This window comes from Nocardia sp. NPDC019219, assembly GCF_040632645.1.
Classification (GTDB): Bacteria; Actinomycetota; Actinomycetes; order Mycobacteriales; family Mycobacteriaceae; genus Nocardia; species Nocardia sputorum.
In genome coordinates, this window is sequence record NZ_JBEYCG010000011.1 from 204,089 (window position 1) to 220,187 (window position 16,099).

Annotated in this window: 12 protein-coding genes and 1 tRNA gene; 4 read left to right on the forward strand and 9 right to left on the reverse strand. The window is 68.9% G+C overall.

The features are described 5' to 3' along the window. The first annotated feature begins 61 nt into the window (after positions 1–61). Complete coding sequence (locus ABZ552_RS21445; protein ID WP_357439224.1) at positions 62–1,252, forward strand: lipase family protein; 1,191 nt, start codon at positions 62–64, stop codon at positions 1,250–1,252. A gap of 83 nt (positions 1,253–1,335) precedes the next feature. Here ABZ552_RS21445 and ABZ552_RS21450 read toward each other — a convergent pair whose 3' ends face one another. After that, complete coding sequence (locus tag ABZ552_RS21450) at positions 1,336–1,587, reverse strand: CsbD family protein (RefSeq protein ID WP_195086934.1); 252 nt, start codon at positions 1,585–1,587, stop codon at positions 1,336–1,338. 242 nt (positions 1,588–1,829) lie between these two features. On the opposite strand from ABZ552_RS21450, the gene ABZ552_RS21455 reads away from it, so the two are divergent. Continuing rightward, the gene (locus ABZ552_RS21455) at positions 1,830–2,225 is read left to right on the forward strand and encodes a DUF6010 family protein (protein ID WP_357439228.1); all 396 of its coding nucleotides are present in this window, start codon (positions 1,830–1,832) and stop codon (positions 2,223–2,225) included. Positions 2,226–2,275: 50 nt separating this feature from the next. Here ABZ552_RS21455 and ABZ552_RS21460 read toward each other — a convergent pair whose 3' ends face one another. The 4 genes from ABZ552_RS21460 to ABZ552_RS21475 form a co-directional block, all read right to left on the reverse strand. After that, complete coding sequence (locus ABZ552_RS21460; protein WP_281874817.1) at positions 2,276–2,554, reverse strand: helix-turn-helix transcriptional regulator; 279 nt, start codon at positions 2,552–2,554, stop codon at positions 2,276–2,278. Positions 2,555–3,211: 657 nt separating this feature from the next. Then, positions 3,212–4,675 (reverse strand): MDR family MFS transporter, encoded by a 1,464-nt coding sequence (locus ABZ552_RS21465; RefSeq protein ID WP_357439233.1) that lies wholly within the window; start codon positions 4,673–4,675, stop codon positions 3,212–3,214. A 381-nt stretch (positions 4,676–5,056) separates the two neighbouring features. Next, positions 5,057–6,175, reverse strand: coding sequence for an AI-2E family transporter (locus ABZ552_RS21470; protein WP_281919474.1), 1,119 nt, complete (start codon positions 6,173–6,175; stop codon positions 5,057–5,059). A gap of 254 nt (positions 6,176–6,429) precedes the next feature. Next, positions 6,430–6,502 (reverse strand) — tRNA-Asn (locus ABZ552_RS21475). A 202-nt stretch (positions 6,503–6,704) separates the two neighbouring features. Here ABZ552_RS21475 and ABZ552_RS21480 point away from each other — a divergent pair. After that, positions 6,705–6,950: a hypothetical protein gene (locus tag ABZ552_RS21480; protein WP_159845410.1), complete on the forward strand. Its 246-nt coding sequence runs from the start codon at positions 6,705–6,707 to the stop codon at positions 6,948–6,950. A gap of 33 nt (positions 6,951–6,983) precedes the next feature. On the opposite strand, the gene dnaG is transcribed toward ABZ552_RS21480, so the two are convergent. The 3 genes from dnaG to ABZ552_RS21495 form a co-directional block, all read right to left on the reverse strand. Further along, positions 6,984–8,903, reverse strand: a complete 1,920-nt coding sequence (gene dnaG, locus ABZ552_RS21485) for a DNA primase (protein WP_357439236.1) — start codon at positions 8,901–8,903, stop codon at positions 6,984–6,986. 134 nt (positions 8,904–9,037) lie between these two features. Continuing rightward, positions 9,038–9,787 carry a Mut7-C RNAse domain-containing protein gene (locus ABZ552_RS21490; RefSeq protein ID WP_281874821.1) on the reverse strand — a complete coding sequence of 250 codons (750 nt, stop codon included), beginning with the start codon at positions 9,785–9,787 and terminating at the stop codon, positions 9,038–9,040. Beyond that, positions 9,784–10,938 carry an FIST N-terminal domain-containing protein gene (locus ABZ552_RS21495; RefSeq protein ID WP_281874822.1) on the reverse strand — a complete coding sequence of 385 codons (1,155 nt, stop codon included), beginning with the start codon at positions 10,936–10,938 and terminating at the stop codon, positions 9,784–9,786. The genes ABZ552_RS21490 and ABZ552_RS21495 overlap by 4 nt, the downstream gene beginning before the upstream one ends. A gap of 3,323 nt (positions 10,939–14,261) precedes the next feature. On the opposite strand from ABZ552_RS21495, the gene ABZ552_RS21500 reads away from it, so the two are divergent. Beyond that, positions 14,262–14,825, forward strand: coding sequence for a hypothetical protein (locus tag ABZ552_RS21500; protein ID WP_357439240.1), 564 nt, complete (start codon positions 14,262–14,264; stop codon positions 14,823–14,825). A gap of 13 nt (positions 14,826–14,838) precedes the next feature. On the opposite strand, the gene ABZ552_RS21505 is transcribed toward ABZ552_RS21500, so the two are convergent. After that, complete coding sequence (locus ABZ552_RS21505) at positions 14,839–16,098, reverse strand: deoxyguanosinetriphosphate triphosphohydrolase (RefSeq protein ID WP_281916945.1); 1,260 nt, start codon at positions 16,096–16,098, stop codon at positions 14,839–14,841. Position 16,099: the final 1 nt, after the last annotated feature.

Genomic DNA, 16,099 nt, shown 5'->3' on the forward strand with positions numbered 1-16,099 from the left:
GACTTCAGCACACCAGCTTTACGCACCAGCACGTCGTGAGGAATGGGAGTCGACGAAGGACATGCTTCGATTGGTCATCGCCACCGCAGCGGCCGCGCTTTGTGTGATCACACCGCAAGCCGCGGCGCAGCCCATCTATCCCGCGCCGGATCCGGATCCGTTCTACGCCACTCCGGCCGATCTGGACCGCGCCGCACCCGGCGACGTCCTCGCCGTACGGCCGATGCCGGCGCTGCCGACGTTCCCCGGCTCGACGGTGAAGATGATCAAGTTCCGTTCGACCAACTCCGCGGGTGAGCCGATCGCGGCCACCACCACCGTGCTGACCCCGCCCGATCCCGCCCCTGGTGGGCCACTGCTGTCCTACCAGCACATCATCAACGCCCTCGGCACCCAGTGCGCGGTCTCCCGCGTGCTCTACACCAGCGACCCCAATCTCGCAGTGCGCGAAGCGCCTGCGCTCAACGCCCTGCTGCTGCGCGGCTGGTCGGTCGCGCTGCCCGACCACCTGGGGCCGACCAGCGCCTACGGGGCCGCGAAACTCGGCGGCATGATCACGCTGGACGGACTCCGCGCGGCCCGGCGGGTCGCGGAACTGGGCCTGGCGGACAGCCCGATCGCCATGCTCGGCTACTCCGGCGGAGGGATGGCGAGCGCATGGGCGGCCGCGCTCGCGCCGACCTACGCGCCGGAACTGCCGCTCGTCGGCGTCGCCGCGGGCGGGGTGCCGATGAATCTGGTCAAAATGATCGAGGGCCTGGGCTATGCGCCGCACGCGGCCTTCGGTCTCGCCTTCGCCGCCGCTCTCGGGCTGGAGCGGGAATACCCGGCGCGGCTGCCGGTGAGTGAACAGCTGAACTCGGAAGGGTTGTCGGTCCGCAACCGGATCGCCGACAGTTGCACCAACGAGATCCTGCTGGCCGGCGCGGGCCGGGGAATCGTGGACGTCGCGGCCTCGAACTCGCTGGCCGACGACAAGCGCGCACGGGGCGTGCTCGAGGAAAACAGCCTGGAATACTACGAAGGCGTCCCGGCCGTTCCGGTCTACCAATGGCGCGCCGAGATCGACGCCCTCATTCCGGTGGAGTCGATCGATGCCACGCTCCGGCGGTACTGCGATGCGGGCGCACGAGTGCTCTACGAGAAACTCCTCAGCCCCGACCACTTGTCCACCGCGCTGCTCGGCATACCGTCCGCCATCGATTGGCTGGACGCACGCTTCCGCGGTGTGCCCGCACCGACCAACTGCTGAGGGCGGCCCGGGCGGCGGTAGTTCACCGCCGCCCGGGAGCGGATCGTTCCGCTGTACCGCCGCATCGGATCTCGCGCCGAGGACTAGACGTCCTTGCCGCTCTCGTACGCGTTCTGGCGCGCCTCGTCGAGATCCGCTTCAGCACGGGCCTTTTCGGCTTCGGCTTCCTTCTGTGCCGCGTCCCGCTGGGATTCGGCCTTGTCCTGCTGGGCGCGACCCTCTTTCTTCAGGTCCTCGTCACCGGTGACGACGCCAGCGGCTTCCTTCGCCTTCCCCTTGATGTCCTCGACGACACCCTCGACAGCTTCCCGGGGTCCACTCTGATGCTCCGGCATCACATACCTCCCAATTCCTAGTCGGCTGACATCCGCCGCATACCCGACTCCGGCGACGTCAATCGCCCTGTGACGCCGACCACCTGCCGTCGGCCTCTGCAGCCGATACCGAGGGCAGCGCCAACTACGGCCCCGATGGCAAATTTCCGGTGCGATGTGGCGTAAATGCCTCTGGGAAGGGCTGGCTCGCATCGATAAATTCGGTTCGAGAAGGGGTCCGACCGCAAGGAGTTCAACCGATCATGAATTATGTCGCGCCGGTGCTGATCGGTGTTCTGTACGCGGTGGTGATGTCGGCGATCCCGGAGCCCCATCGTCGCCGCTTCAATGCCGTCATGGTCGCCGGTGCGGGGGCGGCATATCTCAGCGGCGGTGGAGCAGGCGGCTGGGAATTCGTATTCACGGCCGTCGTCACCTACTGCGCCTATCGTGGCCTGGAGTCCTGGACCTTCATCGGCATCGCCTGGCTCCTGCACACCGCATGGGACCTGTTGCACCACTTCAAAGGCAATCCCATCATCCCGTTCGCGCACGACTCATCCCTGGGATGCGCGATCTGCGACCCGGTCATCGCCGTGTGGTGCCTGTACGGCGGCCCCTCACTCTTCGGCCTCCGCCGCAAAGTCGCCGTCTCCTGAACCAGTCCGGGCAAGCCATTCGGCTGCGGTGATTCCCACCCGCCCTGCGGTCAGAGATCATCGATATCGATGAGCGCGTCCTGCAATGCGCGGGCCACCAGCGCGGCTTTCGTCGGCGCCGGGCGGCCGACCGCGGCGTATTTGTCCCTGATTCGTGCCAGGTGGGTGTTGACGGTCCCCAGCGAGATGTACAGACGCCGCCCGACTTCCACCTTCGAGTCCGACGCGATCCATGCCAGGAGCACTTCGACCTCCCGGCTGCTCAGCGCCGGACGCTCCCGCTCCAGCGCGGCGGGCAGCTGGTCGTTATGGTCGAACGCGATACTCATGAACTAATCCTTTGCAATCCTTCGATATTTCGAGTTGTCGGAAGACCAGGTGCCGATAGCGCTCAGCGCGGCGGGGCAGTCCCGGCGGACACTCCTGGCGGACGATTTATCCGCACAGCGCTGCGTGGACGTACAGCGGGAGGGAAAGACGTGAATGGAACCGACCAGTTCGCCCCCCTCGAGTACATCCGTGCCGGATGTCTCGCGGTCACAAATCTGTCCTCGACCGAAACACCACGGTTTTGCAAAGAACAGTCTGCACTCGCCCGAGCTGCGCGGGACTTGAACAGCAAACGTTCGGTCATATACCCGACCGCGCGCATCCGACAACCCGGCCGTGGAAGATTCTGGTTGGTTTATTTCCCCCACATAGTCGAGGTTTCGCCCCCAACCAGAGCCGCGAGTGCGCAGCGTCGAGCTGACGCTGAACCGCGGATCGATGATTTGGTATCGGTCGGCGTATTCCTTCCCTCGTTGCCGCAAACGCCGGCGTTGTGAGATCTTCGGCCACGAACTACGGCTCCAGCATCGGCTGAGCACTCCGCAGGGAACAGGGGTTGCCTGTTGCCGCTCCAGATGGCAACGGGCAACCCGCCGGGACACGGCGAAGCCCCTGGCCGTCGATGCGGACAGGGGCTTCGCCGTGGTGAGAGTTGTTCAGTGCTTGGTCAATTGGGGCATCGCAGCCTCGGACTCGACCGCTTGTTCCGGAGCCGCCGCCCGGCTCGGCAAGAGCACCGCCATGACGATCACAACCAACGCCAGCGCCGCCGAGACGAGGAAGGCCAGGCGCATCCCGTCGAGATGCGCGGTGACGAGGCCGGTGCCCTCAGCGGCGAGAGAGGTGGCGCGGGCCGACATCACCGTCACCACCAGGGCGGTGCCGAAAGCCGCGGCGACCTGCTGCAAGGTGCCCAGCATGGAGCTGCCGTGCGAGTACAGATGCTGCGGCAGCGCGCCGAGACCGAGCGTGAACACCGGGGTGAAGGCCGCCGCCAGCGACACCATCAGCAGGATGTGCAGGCCCAGCAGCTGCCAGTACGGCATGGTCATCGAGATCTGAGTGAACCCGGCCAGCGACGCGGCGATGCCGATCGACCCCGGAATCACCAGCGAGCGTCCACCGAACCGGTCGAACAGGCGACCGACGGTCGGGCCGAGCAGGCCCATCGCCAGCCCGCCCGGCATCACCAGCAAGCCGGTGGCCAAGGGGCTCAGGCCACGCAGATTCTGCAGGTACAGCGGCAGCAGGATCATCGACCCGAGCATCGCCATGAACGCCACCGACATCAGGATCAGCGCCTTGGTGTAGGTGCCCGACAGCAGGACCCGCAGATCCAGCAGCGGAGTGCCGGTGCGCTGCAGGCGCAACTGACGCCACACGAACCCGGCGATCAGCGCGGAGCCCCCGGCCACGATCAGCGCCGGACCGGCGAGGTTGCCGCTCTCGAAGCGGCTGAGCCCGAACACCAGTCCGCCGAAACCGAGCGCGGCCAGTGCCACGCTGGCCGTGTCGATCTGTCCCGCTTGCGGTTCACCCACGTTCTCCAGCTGGCGCAGCCCCAGCCAGGCGATCACACCGGCGATCGGCAGCACCAGCACGAAAAGCCAGCGCCAGGAGCCGATTTGCAGCACAGCTCCGGAGATCACCGGCCCCATCGCGGGCGCCACCGAGATCGCCAGGGTGACATTGCCCATCACCCGGCCACGGTCGTGCTCGGCCACCACCGTCATCAGTGTGGTCATCAGCAGCGGCATCATCACCGCGGTGCCGAATGCCTGGACGATCCGGCCGAGCAGCAGCACCGCGAACGACGGCGCGACCGCCGACAGCGCGGTCCCCGCCAGGAAGACGGCCATCGCCGCGGCATACGCCTGCCGGGTCGACACGCGCTGCAGGAACCAGCCGGTGGTCGGGATGACCGCCGCCATCGTCAGCATGAACGCCGTCGACACCCATTGCGCGGCCCGGTCGGTGATCGCGAGATCCTCCATCAACCGCGGAATCGCGTTGATCATGATGGTCTCGTTCAAGATCACCACGAAAGTGGCGAGCACCAGCACCCGGATGACGGTCGGTGTCCGCCCTCCCGAGGCGGGAGCGGATGAGTCGACGGACATCGGATACCTCCGGAGCAAAGGGACGTTGACAGGAACATGTGGCCCGTTGCCGAGTCACCGGATCGCGTCCCGGCGCCACAGCTGTAGAGACGGCGTCGATGGCACGAACTCATCGGGCGCGGGTCAGTATTCCGGTCGGCACCGACACAAATCACCTTCTTTTCCGGTCGATCCTCCCGTCCTCGGGCCGGAAACCACTGTTCAACAGGCCCTCGCCCGGGCACCGCGAGGTAATCGTGAGCCTGATCACCATCTGCCGATCCCGAGGGTCAATGGCCGCGGCTGCTGCTACGCCGACGAACTAGGCAGCCGCGGTGTCGCCCGAATCGAGCATCGCCACCGCCTCGCCCCGGCCGCTCGGATCCAGCCGCTGGTAGGTATTCATCGTCCAGTCCTTCCGTCGGCGTCAGCTCGTTCACGATGGGTATCGTCGCCCGGATTCGCCGGTGCGCTGCTGATCAAGGCGCTGACCCAGCGGGTGGCGGGGTCGATGTCGAGCAGTACCGCTTTGAGCAGCAGGGTGAGCGGGATGGCGAGCAGTGCGCCGAGTGCGCCCAGCACCCAGGTCCAGAAGACCAGCGCCAAGAAGGTCACGGTCACGCTGAGGCCGACCGCGTCCCCGACGTACTTGGGCTGGATCAACGACTGGATGACGAAGTTGATCACGCTGTACACCACGATCACCCAGATCACCAGCGTCGGACCGCCTTCGAGCAGCGCCAGCAGCGCGGGCGGAACCAGACCGACGACGAAACCGATGTTGGGGATGAAGTTGGTGATGAACGACAGCACCGCCCACAGCAGTGGCAGCGGGACACCCAGCCACCACAGCGCAAGCCCGTCGAATACCGCGACGATGAATCCGAACACCGTGGACACGATCAGGTAGCGGCGAGTTCCCGAGGCGAAGGTCTCGAACGCGAACGCGATATCGGGGCGCACTTCGGTGACGATCTCGACCCGCCGTCCCATCGATGTGGCGTCGAAGGCCATGAACAGCAGCAGCACGATGACGAAGACGAGGTCGGACAGCACGCCGGCCAGTCCGGTGAGGGCGGATTGCAGCACCGTGGTCAGCCGGCGTAGGTCGACGCCGCTGAGCAGGTCGCGGATCTGGTCGCCGCCCACACCGGCGTCGGCGAGCGATGCGCGCACCCCGCCGAGCAGATCATCGAATTCCTCGGCGTAACCGGGCAATTCCGTGGCCAGTTGCGCGACCGACACCACCAGCACGCCCAGCAGCCCCACCACGATGGCGTAGACCGCCGCCAACGCCAGCGCCATGCCCACCCAGGCCGGCAGTCCGCGCCGCCGCGCCCAGGCGTGGATCGGTTGCACCGCGACGGTGAGCATGAGAGCGAGGAAGACCGGACCGACTATGCCCGCGAACACCTTGATCCCGGCGATCGACACCACCGCCCCGGCGGCGGCCATCAGCACGATCAATCCGCGCGGGATGGACCACCCGTCGCGCTGCCCGACGGGGGTCGCGTCATCCATCTCCGATGCCACCGGCGACTCCCATCGCACGTTGCTGCTCGTCAGGGCCTGCTGGAGGATCGTATGCCCGCGCGGGCCCACCTTCCCTCATTCACAGAGGGTGCGGCGCGACAAAGACTGCCGCTCGGCAGGAATCTTCCCCGTCCGGTGACCACATCTGTCGAACCGACTCGACCCCGAAGGTGTCCCGGCCCCGGATACGAATCCGGCCTCCGACCGTGCAGGGTGAACTGCTGGTCAGAGGCCGTTTTCTGCTCCCCCATCTGGACTCGAACCAGAAACCTGCCGATTAACAGTCGGCTGCTCTGCCAATTGAGCTATAGGGGATTGCCCTCGACTCGCTCGGTTCGCACCGGGCGGGCCGAGGAGAAACTTTAGCGTATCGCTGGGCGGGAGCCCAAATCGTGTCGCTACCTGCTGACTTGTCCGCGCGGGCGGGGGCCGGGCTATCGGGTGTCCGGATCGACAGGCATGTGGGGCGTCGGGCAGGATGGAGCGGCGAACTGGCAACTGGGAGGAGCACATCGAGATGCTGCGGTTGATCATCGGCGTGGCGGCCGGCTATGTACTCGGCAGCAAGGCCGGGCGGGCTCGCTACGAACAGATCAGCGCCGCGACCCGCGCGCTGACCGGGAGCCCGGTGACCCGCAAGCTCGTGCTCGTCGGCAGGCAGAAACTGTCGGACAAACTCAGCACCCGCCCGCGCCTGGAGCCGATGGAGCCGCTCGACGAGCGGACCACCGTCCTGGTGCCGCACGACCAGCTGCGCCGCTGACCTGCCGCTCGACACCGGACGTACCAGCGGAGGTCAGGCCCCGGTGGCGAAGTCCCCGTGGTTGCCCATCGCCTGGGTGAGCAGGCTCTTGCGATACTGCTCCAAGGCGACGAGGTCGCCGAAGAGGGCGTAGTAGGCCTCCGGCTGTTCGGTCGACGAGACCCGCTGGAGTTTGGACTTGAGCTCGGCGATCTGCCTGCCGACCCAAGCCTCCTGGGTGCGCGCCAGGACCCCGGCGACGAAGCGTGGGATGTCGGTCTCGGATTTCACCGGTAGCGGCTCGTTGGCCAGCTCCGACAGCAGGGCGCGCACGGTCAGGTCGTCGGTGCGGTCGGCGACGGCGTTGACCCACTCGGCGCCACCGAGCCCCGCCGCGGTACCGCCCGCCTCGGCGATCAGGGTGCGCAGCACCGCGTAGGCGGGGTGGGTGAACGCCTCGGCCTCGAGCGCGTCGAAAGCCGCACCGGCCATCGCCGGGTACTGCAGTGCGGCGGCCAGCACCTGACGTTGCGGCAGGAGCGTGGGATCGTTCGGATTCGGTCGTGCCGCCGGATGTTCGGCGACCACTTCGCGCGGCGCGGGCGCGCGCAGCGCCCCGGCGCCGCCTCCGCCGTTGCGTTTGCGCTTGGCTTCCTCGCCGACGCGGCGCACGACGGTCTGGATGTCGTCCCAGCCGACCCAGCCCGCGAGTTTGGTGGCATAGGCCTTGCGCAGGGCGTTGTCCTTGATCTGCGCGACCACCGGCACCGCGCGGCGCAGCGCCTCCACCTGGCCCTCGGCGGTGTCCAGATTGTGGTCGGCGAGCAGGCCGCGGATCACGAACTCGTACAGCGGCGTTCGCCGGGCGACCAGATCGCGCACGGCCGCGTCGCCGGAACGCTGCCGCAGCTCGCACGGATCCTGCCCGTCCGGCGCGATGGCGATGTAGGTCTGACCGGCCAGTTTCTGATCGCCGGAGAAAGCTTTGAGGGCCGCCGCTTGCCCCGCGGCGTCGCCGTCGAAGGTGTAGATGATCTCGCCGCGCCAGAAGTTGTCGTCCATCATCAGGCGGCGTAACAGGGCGAGATGTTCGTCGCCGAAGGCGGTGCCGCACGAGGCGACCGCGGTCTTGACCCCGGCCAGGTGCATCGCCATGACGTCGGTGTAGCCCTCGACCACGACCGCCTGGTGGCCCTTGGCGATCTCACGCTTGGCGTGGTCCAAGCCGAACAGCACCTGAGACTTCTTGTACAGCAAAGTCTCCGGCGTGTTGATGTACTTGCCGGGCATGGTGTCGTCGTCGAAGAGTTTGCGGGCGCCGAAGCCGATCACGTCGCCGGACAGGTTCCGGATCGGCCACAGCAGCCGCCGGTGGAAGCGGTCGATCGGGCCGCGCTGACCCTGCCGGGACAGCCCGGCGGCCTCCAGCTCTTTGAAGTCGAAACCCTTGCGAAGCAGGTGTTTGGTGAGCGTGTCCCACCCCGCCGGGGCGTACCCGCAACCGAAAGTGTGCGCGGCGGCGGCGTCGAAGTTGCGATCGGTGAGATATTTGCGGGCGGCTTCGGCCTCCGGCTCGCGCAGTTGCGCGACGTAGAACTCGTGCGCTGCCGCGTTCGCCGCGACCAGCCTGGACCGGGTGCCCCGGTCGCGCTGCACCGAGGTGCCGCCACCTTCGTAGTTGATCTGGTAACCGATCCGGTCGGCCAGCTGCTCGACCGACTCGACGAACCCGACGTGCTCGATCTTCTGCAAGAAGGCGAACACGTCGCCGCCCTCGCCGCACCCGAAGCAATGGAACAGCCCGTGATTGGGGCGCACGTGGAACGACGGCGACTTCTCGTCGTGGAACGGGCACAGACCCTTCATCGAGTCGGCTCCGGCGCGCTTGAGCGCGACGTACTCGCCCACCACGTCTTCGATCCGGACGCGCTCGCGTATCGCCGCGATATCGCGATCAGGAAGTCGTCCGGCCACGGCAGAGAGTCTAGGCGAACGCGGGGCCGACGCGCCCGGGCGGCTCCGCACAGCGAGTTCCGGCCGAACCGGCCGGACGGGTGGCTCGGCCTTCGCGAGCCGTCGCCGAGCCGGCCATCCGCTCGCCCGAGGGATCAGGAGCGATCCAGCTCCGCGCGAATCGCCGCGACGGTACCGGCCAGCCGTGCCTGGTGGGAGCCCTGCCAGTAGACCCGGCCGCACTCGCGGCACTGCCGGAAGGTGTCGTAGTAACGGCGGGTGAGCGGTTCGAGCCGGTCCTCGACCTCGGCTTTGGCGACCTCGGCGACGACGCCGCCGCAGCGCAGGCAGCGGGTGAACGGCGCCAGGCGCGCGCCGAGATCAAGCCGCCGGATCACCTCGACGACCTGGTCGACCGGCTGGTCCGCCCGGATGTAGACGCCGTGGGTGACGTTGCGGCGCTTCAACAGCCCCCGATCGCGGGTGAGCAGGATCCGGTGCTCGGCCGCCGACACCTCGGCGAGCTCGGCGTCCTCGGCGTCCCACCGGCAGTGCACGTCCAGGCCCAGTAGTCGCATCAGCTTGGCGAGGCCGCCGAGATTCACGTCCGCGAGGAACCGGGGCGCACGCAAGGGATGGGGACGCACCCTGGTCACCCGGCCGATATCGAGTGTCTCGAAGACGGGATACGCGGTGATCCGCCCGCCGGGGCGCGGACGGTGGTCGAAGTCGACCGGTTGTCCGTCGACCAGGACCAGGTCGACCTCGGTGTGCGGGACGCCGGCGGCCTCGATGACATCCTTCACGGTCTGGTGCGGGCGATAGGGTCGCCGCAGCGCGGTGTACCGCTCGCCGGGCCGCAGGAAGTCGTTCAGCTCGGCATAGACGCGCAGGTCGACGTTCATTCGACGAACAGCGCCATCGACGCCGTGAACCCGTGCAGCGCGTTGCGTCCGGCGATGGGTCCGATCTCGCCCGCGGCGAAGAAGCCCGCCAGCGGAATGCCGTCGAGCAAGTCCTCGATCGTCGTGGCGTCGTGATCCGCGACCCCGAACATCCGGCGGCCACGTCCGTTGCAGGTGAACAGCAACGCACCCGCCGGACGCCCGGCCAGATCGGTGCGCGCCCGCGCGAGGGCCGCGCGCAGGTCCCGGTCCGCGCCGATCGCGTCGCGCACCTGGAACTGAACCGTGGTGCCGACCTCCACGACCTCGCCCACCTCGATCGCGCCGCTGGACGGGTCGGCGCCGAGCAGGCCGCGGATGAGGAAGTCGCCCTGTCCGGGCTCGGCCAGATGCTCGTCGACGACGAAGCCGATCTGCAACCCGCGCGCCATCTGTTCCTGCTGATCGGGTGGCAGCACGGCGACGATCTCACGCAACCGCTCGATAGGGGGCAGGCCGCCGAGTCCGGTGATCACCGTGCCGTCCGCGCCGGTGACGGTGTAGGGGTAGCCGATCGGCCGGCAGCCTTGGGACACGATCGGCACGCCGTGCAGACCCGGCAGGCGCACGCCGACCGCGCCCGAGGTGACCACGGCGTGGTCGCGGAACAGGCGGCTGCCTTCGGGGCCCCGGCCGCCGCTCACCAATCCGCCCATCACGATGGTGCCGGGCAGATCCGTGTTCACGTACTCCAGCAGGAGGTCGGCCGGGAAGGAGTAGGGGTCGGGCAGCAGCAGGTGGAAGTCGCGTGCGGCCTTGTCGAAGCGATAACCGGCGAGCAATCCGCCACTGGCCGTGCGGAGGAAGTCCAACTGGAAGGTCTCGGCGGCGGGCAGTCCGGTGGCCAGCCACACCGCGACCGCGGGCTCGTCCTCGATCTCGCGGCGACCGGCCACGACCGCCTGGGCCACGCAGCCGACCAGGGCGGGCACCCGGACCGTCCGGTGGACACCGGACAGCACTTCCACGGCGTCGTCGGTGTGCGCGCGGGACGCGAGCAGCACAGCGAGGGACGGCGCCTCGCCCGCGAGCTGGTCGCGGGCGAACGCTGCGGCCTCCATGCCCGCTCGCCGCGCTTCGGGCGCGGTGGAGAGCCCTACTCCGATCCGCACCCCTCCATGGTAGCCAACCGGAAGCTGGAGCGAATACCGTTGCGGCGCTGTATTTTTCATCGCCTCTATGCAGAAGGGTCCCGTTCGCGGGCGAGGTGCCGAGGTCGCGGCCCGGTTTGCCGGTGCCACGGCCGATACGACGAAGCGGCGGGCAGGTTGCGATTCGGTAGCTGTTCGGCGGCGCACGAGCTGTCAAACCGTGTTCCCAGCCGGGAGAGGTCCGGCCGGGCTGAGCGACAATGGCCGAACCACAGTTTGCTTTCGGTCACGCGAGATCAAAGAGTCGGCGCAGGCCAGCGCACCGCGACACGACCTGATGAGGACAGGCGGGAGACATCGTGAGTCAGCCGTCGCGGATCGACACGGGTGAACTGCGCGTGCTCGTGTCGACACTGGAGCGGCTCATCGTGGACGCCTCCCGGACAGTCGGCGAATTGAAGGCAGCCATCGCCTCCGCCGAGGCGCTCGTCGGCGATGGGCTCGACCGTGCCGAGGTGGCCTTCACTCCGGCGGCGGTGGAAATACCGGCTGCGGAGGTTGCGCCCGAAGCGGCGGACGCACCCGAGCGCAAGGCGATGCCCACTCCCTGGGCCCGGAAGACCTCGGCGACCCCGTGGTCGAGGCGCGTCGTCCGCCCGTGCCCGACGGTGCCGAGCGCACCGGTCCGAGCATCCGCGCCCCCGGAGGTAGCCGCGGTCGAACTGTCCGCGCCCCTGAGGCCGTCGGCGGCTCGCTCTTCGAAGTACGAATCCGCTGCTCGTCGCACCGACGCCTTGGACGATCCGGCGTCCGTCCGGCGCACGGATGCGGCTGATGGCTCCGCCCCACCGGCCGCCATCACCGTCGATTCGGCGCTGATCCAGCGGCCGGGCCGCGCGGACCGCTCCGCACCCGCCGATCGAACCGACGACGCCGATGTGCGCCGGACGGATCTTCCCGAAGCCTTCGCACCGATGCATCGCACCGACGTTGCCCGCCACCGGATCGATGCGCCCGGCCACCCCACACCCAACCGACGCACCGACGCCGGATCACGCCAGACGGCCCTTCCCGACGACGCGTCATCTCTCCGGCGCGCCGACGCCACATCCCACCGCCGGACCGATCTCCCCGAGCACTCCGCACCAATTCATCGCACCGACACCGCGTCCCACCGCCGGCCGGGTCCTCCGGACACGTCCGGACCGATCGAACCGACCGGCCTATCCACCCCGCCGGTCGAGACCGCGGGCTTCCAGTCCAGGAACCGGGCCGACGGCGGGCCGCGACGCCCACGGATCGACGCTGCCGAGAGAGCCGCGTTCGTGCCGGAGATAGACGTGGTGCTCCGCTTACCGCGAGCGAACGGAGCCGACACCGGCACGCCGCACCGACACACCGACGACCAGAGACCGAAGGACTATCCCGCCGAGGCCGAACCGAGCCCCGAAAGCAATTCGGCGCCGATCCGTCAGACCCACCTCGCCGACGAGTCGACCTCAGCCCCTACTAGCAACTCTTCGTCGGCTCCCATGAGCACTCCGGCTTCCGACCGCTTCGCACCGCACCAACACACCGACACCGCCGACGACCGAAGGCCGGAGAACCGCCCAGAGAACGCCCGACCGGATCCCGAAAGCGACAACGGGCGGATCCGCCGGACCCACCTCGCCGACGAGTCGACCTCAGCCCCCACTGGCAACTCTTCGTCGGCCCCCACGAGCACTCCGGCTTCCGACCGCTTCGCACCGCACCAACACCCCCACACCGCCGACGACCGAAGGCCGGAGGACCGCCCAGCGGACGCCGAACCGGCCCCCGGAAACAACTCCAAGCCGATCCGCCAGACCCGACGCGCCGACGACTCGCCCTCCGCCCGTCCCGGCGGCCCTGAGTTCGACAGCGCGCCCCTGCCCGAGCCGACGCGGCAGACCGGCGACCGCCACGACATCGACCGTCCGGGCGGCGGTACCGACAGCGGTGAAGCGGTGCGCACCGTGGAGACAAGCGCGCCTCAGCGAGATACCGCTCCGAGCACCGAGACTCGTTCCACGATCGACACCGCGAACGGGGTCGCGCCCTCGGAGAAGACCGAGCTTCCCCATCGTCCGGAAGCCACCCGGCACAGCGACATCAAGCCGGACTCCACAGCCACCCCAGCCGACGGCGCAGCGGACGACGCCGCGCCGAAGATCCGGACCCCACCCCTTCCATCCCAGGTCGGCATCGTGGGGGGCTGGGGAGGTCGCCGGATGGCAGGCGAGCCCGACTCCACATCGTCGGACAGCACGTCCGTTCTCCGGACCGATCTCCCGGACGGCTCCACGGCAACTCCGATGCTCGGCGGCTCCGCGGCCACTCCGACGATCGGCGGCTCCACGGCAACTCCGATGCTCGGTGCATCCGTCCCGCCAACGATCGGTGCGCCTGTCCCGCCGATCGAGCCAGCGGATTCCCCCGCCGTCCCGCAGCCGGCGATCAACCCTGACGACTCGGTACCCACCCCGCGAAAGGACGTCGCGGAAAGGCCGACTTCCGCGCCGGAGGCCCATGCCACTTCGCATCCCGACCACATCGCCCACTCCCGCGCCGCGAACCACCCGGCGGCCAGGCCGGCAGACGCTACGTTCCCCCACGCCACCGACGAACCAGTATCGCGGCGACGCACCGACACCGGCTCCACCGCCACTCAGTTGATCGACGCACTGCGCTTTTCCTGGATCGACGCTTCCCCCGACCCACCGGTCGGCTCACCGGGCGCTGCAACGACGGACCCCACCTCGCAAACTGAGTCCGACCCGCAGACCGGCAAGACAGACAGCTGGCGTCAGCCCTCGGGCAGCACAGAGGCCTGCGAAGTCAGCGGAAGGACCGGCAACACGGCTCCTCCCGCACCTGGCCCACAGGGCGAATCCGCGCTCATCCCCCAGCCCGGCCGCACTGACGCTGCCGCGCTCGGCCGAAGACCTGACGCCCCTCACCAGCCCACGCCGATCGATGACACCACTAGCGCACACCGGCCCGTACCTCCGCCGCGGAGCGTCCCCGCTGACGGCTCCGACCGTCCCGGCCCGGCGCAGCATTCGACACGCGCGCCGCGAACAGACGACGCGCGCCCTCGTCAGGCCGTCCCTCGGATCACAGGCTCCGCGAACTCGGCGCCCGGGAGCGCTTCCGCCCCGCAGCACACCGACAGCACACGCGACGCATCCACCCGAACCAACTCGGCTCCCGCCCGGAACAACGGCCGCGCGCCCCTCGAACGGACCGGCACAGCGCACCGCGCCGCAGCCCCGGAGCCGACCGGCCCCGACCCTTCCGAAGCGCTTCGCATCGCGCGGGAGATGTCGGCGCGGCATGGCTTGGAAGTCGTCGGGTTCGATGCCGCGACCGTGGATGTCCAGGTGATCCGTGAGATCGCTTCCGCCCTCGATGAGCTGCTTACGAAATACCCGATTCCGCTGCGTGGGGTCGAACTCACCGACGATGCGGAATCTCGCCCGAGGCCGGCTCGCGGGCCCGTCGAGCAGTCCGCCGAGTCCGCGATCTGGATCGTTTTGGACCGGGCCGCCTTGAATCCGCCTGCTCCCGTGGAGACGCGCAGGATCTTCCGTCGGCGCGGCCCGGCCGAACGCCCGGTATACACGGCGGTCGCTCGCGAGTTCGCGGGGGCGCTGGACGCCGCCGGTGGGTTCCGTGCCCGGCAGGAAGCATTGCGGACGTTGATCAACGAGTCGCTGCGTGGCGGCGGTGGCGGACTCGGACTGCTCGATCCCGGCCGGGCCTTGATCGATGGCTTCACCGAGGTGGTGCTCCGGGGCGAGCGAGCAGGGGCGTCGGCCAAGGAATTGCATGGCGCACTGGTGAAAATGGCCCGAGCGGAGTCCTCCGACGGCCTGACGGCGTGAAGCCGACGCGGGGCTAGACGTTCAACTCGACCGCGACCCGCTCCAAACGGCTCTCGGTGTAGGAGGCGATCTGGTCCACCACGACCCGCACGCGAGCCGTGTCGTCGGTGGCGGCGTTCCAGAACGGCAGCAGCACCGGATCGAGGGAGCGCGGTGCGGTGGCCAGCAAGCGGTCGGCGACGGCGAGGATGCGTTCGCGCTGGGCGGCCTGGCGTAACCGGTGCGCCGGGTCGGACATGACATACCGCAACGCGACGGTCTTGAGCAACGCCACCTCGGCGGCGACGATGCGCGGCACTTCCAGGTCCGCGGCGTACCGGGACAACGGTTCCGGCCCGGCTACCTCCCTCGTCGCCATGATCGCGGCGGTGGCGAAGCGGCCGACGAGTTCGCTGGTCAGGCGTTTCAGCGCGACCGAGGCGGTGAACGTGCCGTCGTATCCGGACACCGCCGCGACCACCGGCAGTTCCGACAACCGCTGCGCGGCGGCGATCAGCTCGTCGGCGGCCAGCGAGTGCTGGAACTGGCCGAGCGCCGCCAACGCGTCCTGTTCGGCGGGGTCGGCCAGCGCGCGCAGATCGATCCGGCCCGCGATGACGCCGTCCTCGACGTCGTGCACCGAGTACGCGACGTCGTCGGACCAGTCCATGATCTGGCATTCGAGGCTGCGCCGCCGGTCCGGCGCGCCCTTGCGGATCCACTCCAGGCGCTCGGCGTCGACCTCGTAGGCGCCGAACTTGGTGCCCGGACCCGTTCGGCCCCAGGGATATTTGAGCGCCGCGTCGAGAGCGGCCCGGGTGAGGTTGAGGCCCGCGCTGGTGGCATCGGGTTCGAGCACCTTGGGTTCGAGGCGGGTGAGGATGCGGAGGTTCTGCGCGTTGCCTTCGAACCCGCCGAAGGCGTCGGCGAAGGTGTCGAGGGCTTTCTCGCCGTTGTGGCCGTAGGGCGGGTGGCCGATGTCATGGGCCAGCCCGGCCAGGTCGACCAGGTCCGGATCACAGCCGAGGCCGTCGGCGATGCTGCGGCCGATCTGGGCGACTTCCAGGGAATGGGTGAGCCGTGTACGCGGCGTGTCGGCCTCGCGCGGACCCATGACCTGCGTTTTGTCGGCCAGCCTGCGCAGCGCCGCGGAGTGCAGCACCCGGGCCCGGTCGCGCGCGAACTCGGTTCGGTGGCCGGTCTCGAACTCACTGCGCGGCGGGCCGAGCCCCGCGGTCTTGGCGCCCTCGACGACGAGGCGTTCGGTGTCGTGATCGGTGTACCGGGCGCTCATC

Excerpts from the sequence above, each read along its gene's own strand:
- ABZ552_RS21500 (WP_357439240.1), top strand. The coding sequence starts at position 14,262 with ATGTCGGCGCGGCATGGCTTGGAAGTCGTCGGGTTCGATGCCGCGACC.
- ABZ552_RS21480 (WP_159845410.1), top strand. The coding sequence starts at position 6,705 with ATGCTGCGGTTGATCATCGGCGTGGCGGCCGGCTATGTACTCGGCAGC.
- ABZ552_RS21450 (WP_195086934.1), bottom strand. The coding sequence starts at position 1,587 with ATGCCGGAGCATCAGAGTGGACCCCGGGAAGCTGTCGAGGGTGTCGTC.
- ABZ552_RS21465 (WP_357439233.1), bottom strand. The coding sequence starts at position 4,675 with ATGTCCGTCGACTCATCCGCTCCCGCCTCGGGAGGGCGGACACCGACC.
- ABZ552_RS21455 (WP_357439228.1), top strand. The coding sequence starts at position 1,830 with ATGAATTATGTCGCGCCGGTGCTGATCGGTGTTCTGTACGCGGTGGTG.
- ABZ552_RS21460 (WP_281874817.1), bottom strand. The coding sequence starts at position 2,554 with ATGAGTATCGCGTTCGACCATAACGACCAGCTGCCCGCCGCGCTGGAG.
- ABZ552_RS21470 (WP_281919474.1), bottom strand. The coding sequence starts at position 6,175 with ATGGATGACGCGACCCCCGTCGGGCAGCGCGACGGGTGGTCCATCCCG.
- ABZ552_RS21490 (WP_281874821.1), bottom strand. The coding sequence starts at position 9,787 with ATGAACGTCGACCTGCGCGTCTATGCCGAGCTGAACGACTTCCTGCGG.
- ABZ552_RS21445 (WP_357439224.1), top strand. The coding sequence starts at position 62 with ATGCTTCGATTGGTCATCGCCACCGCAGCGGCCGCGCTTTGTGTGATC.
- ABZ552_RS21505 (WP_281916945.1), bottom strand. The coding sequence starts at position 16,098 with ATGAGCGCCCGGTACACCGATCACGACACCGAACGCCTCGTCGTCGAG.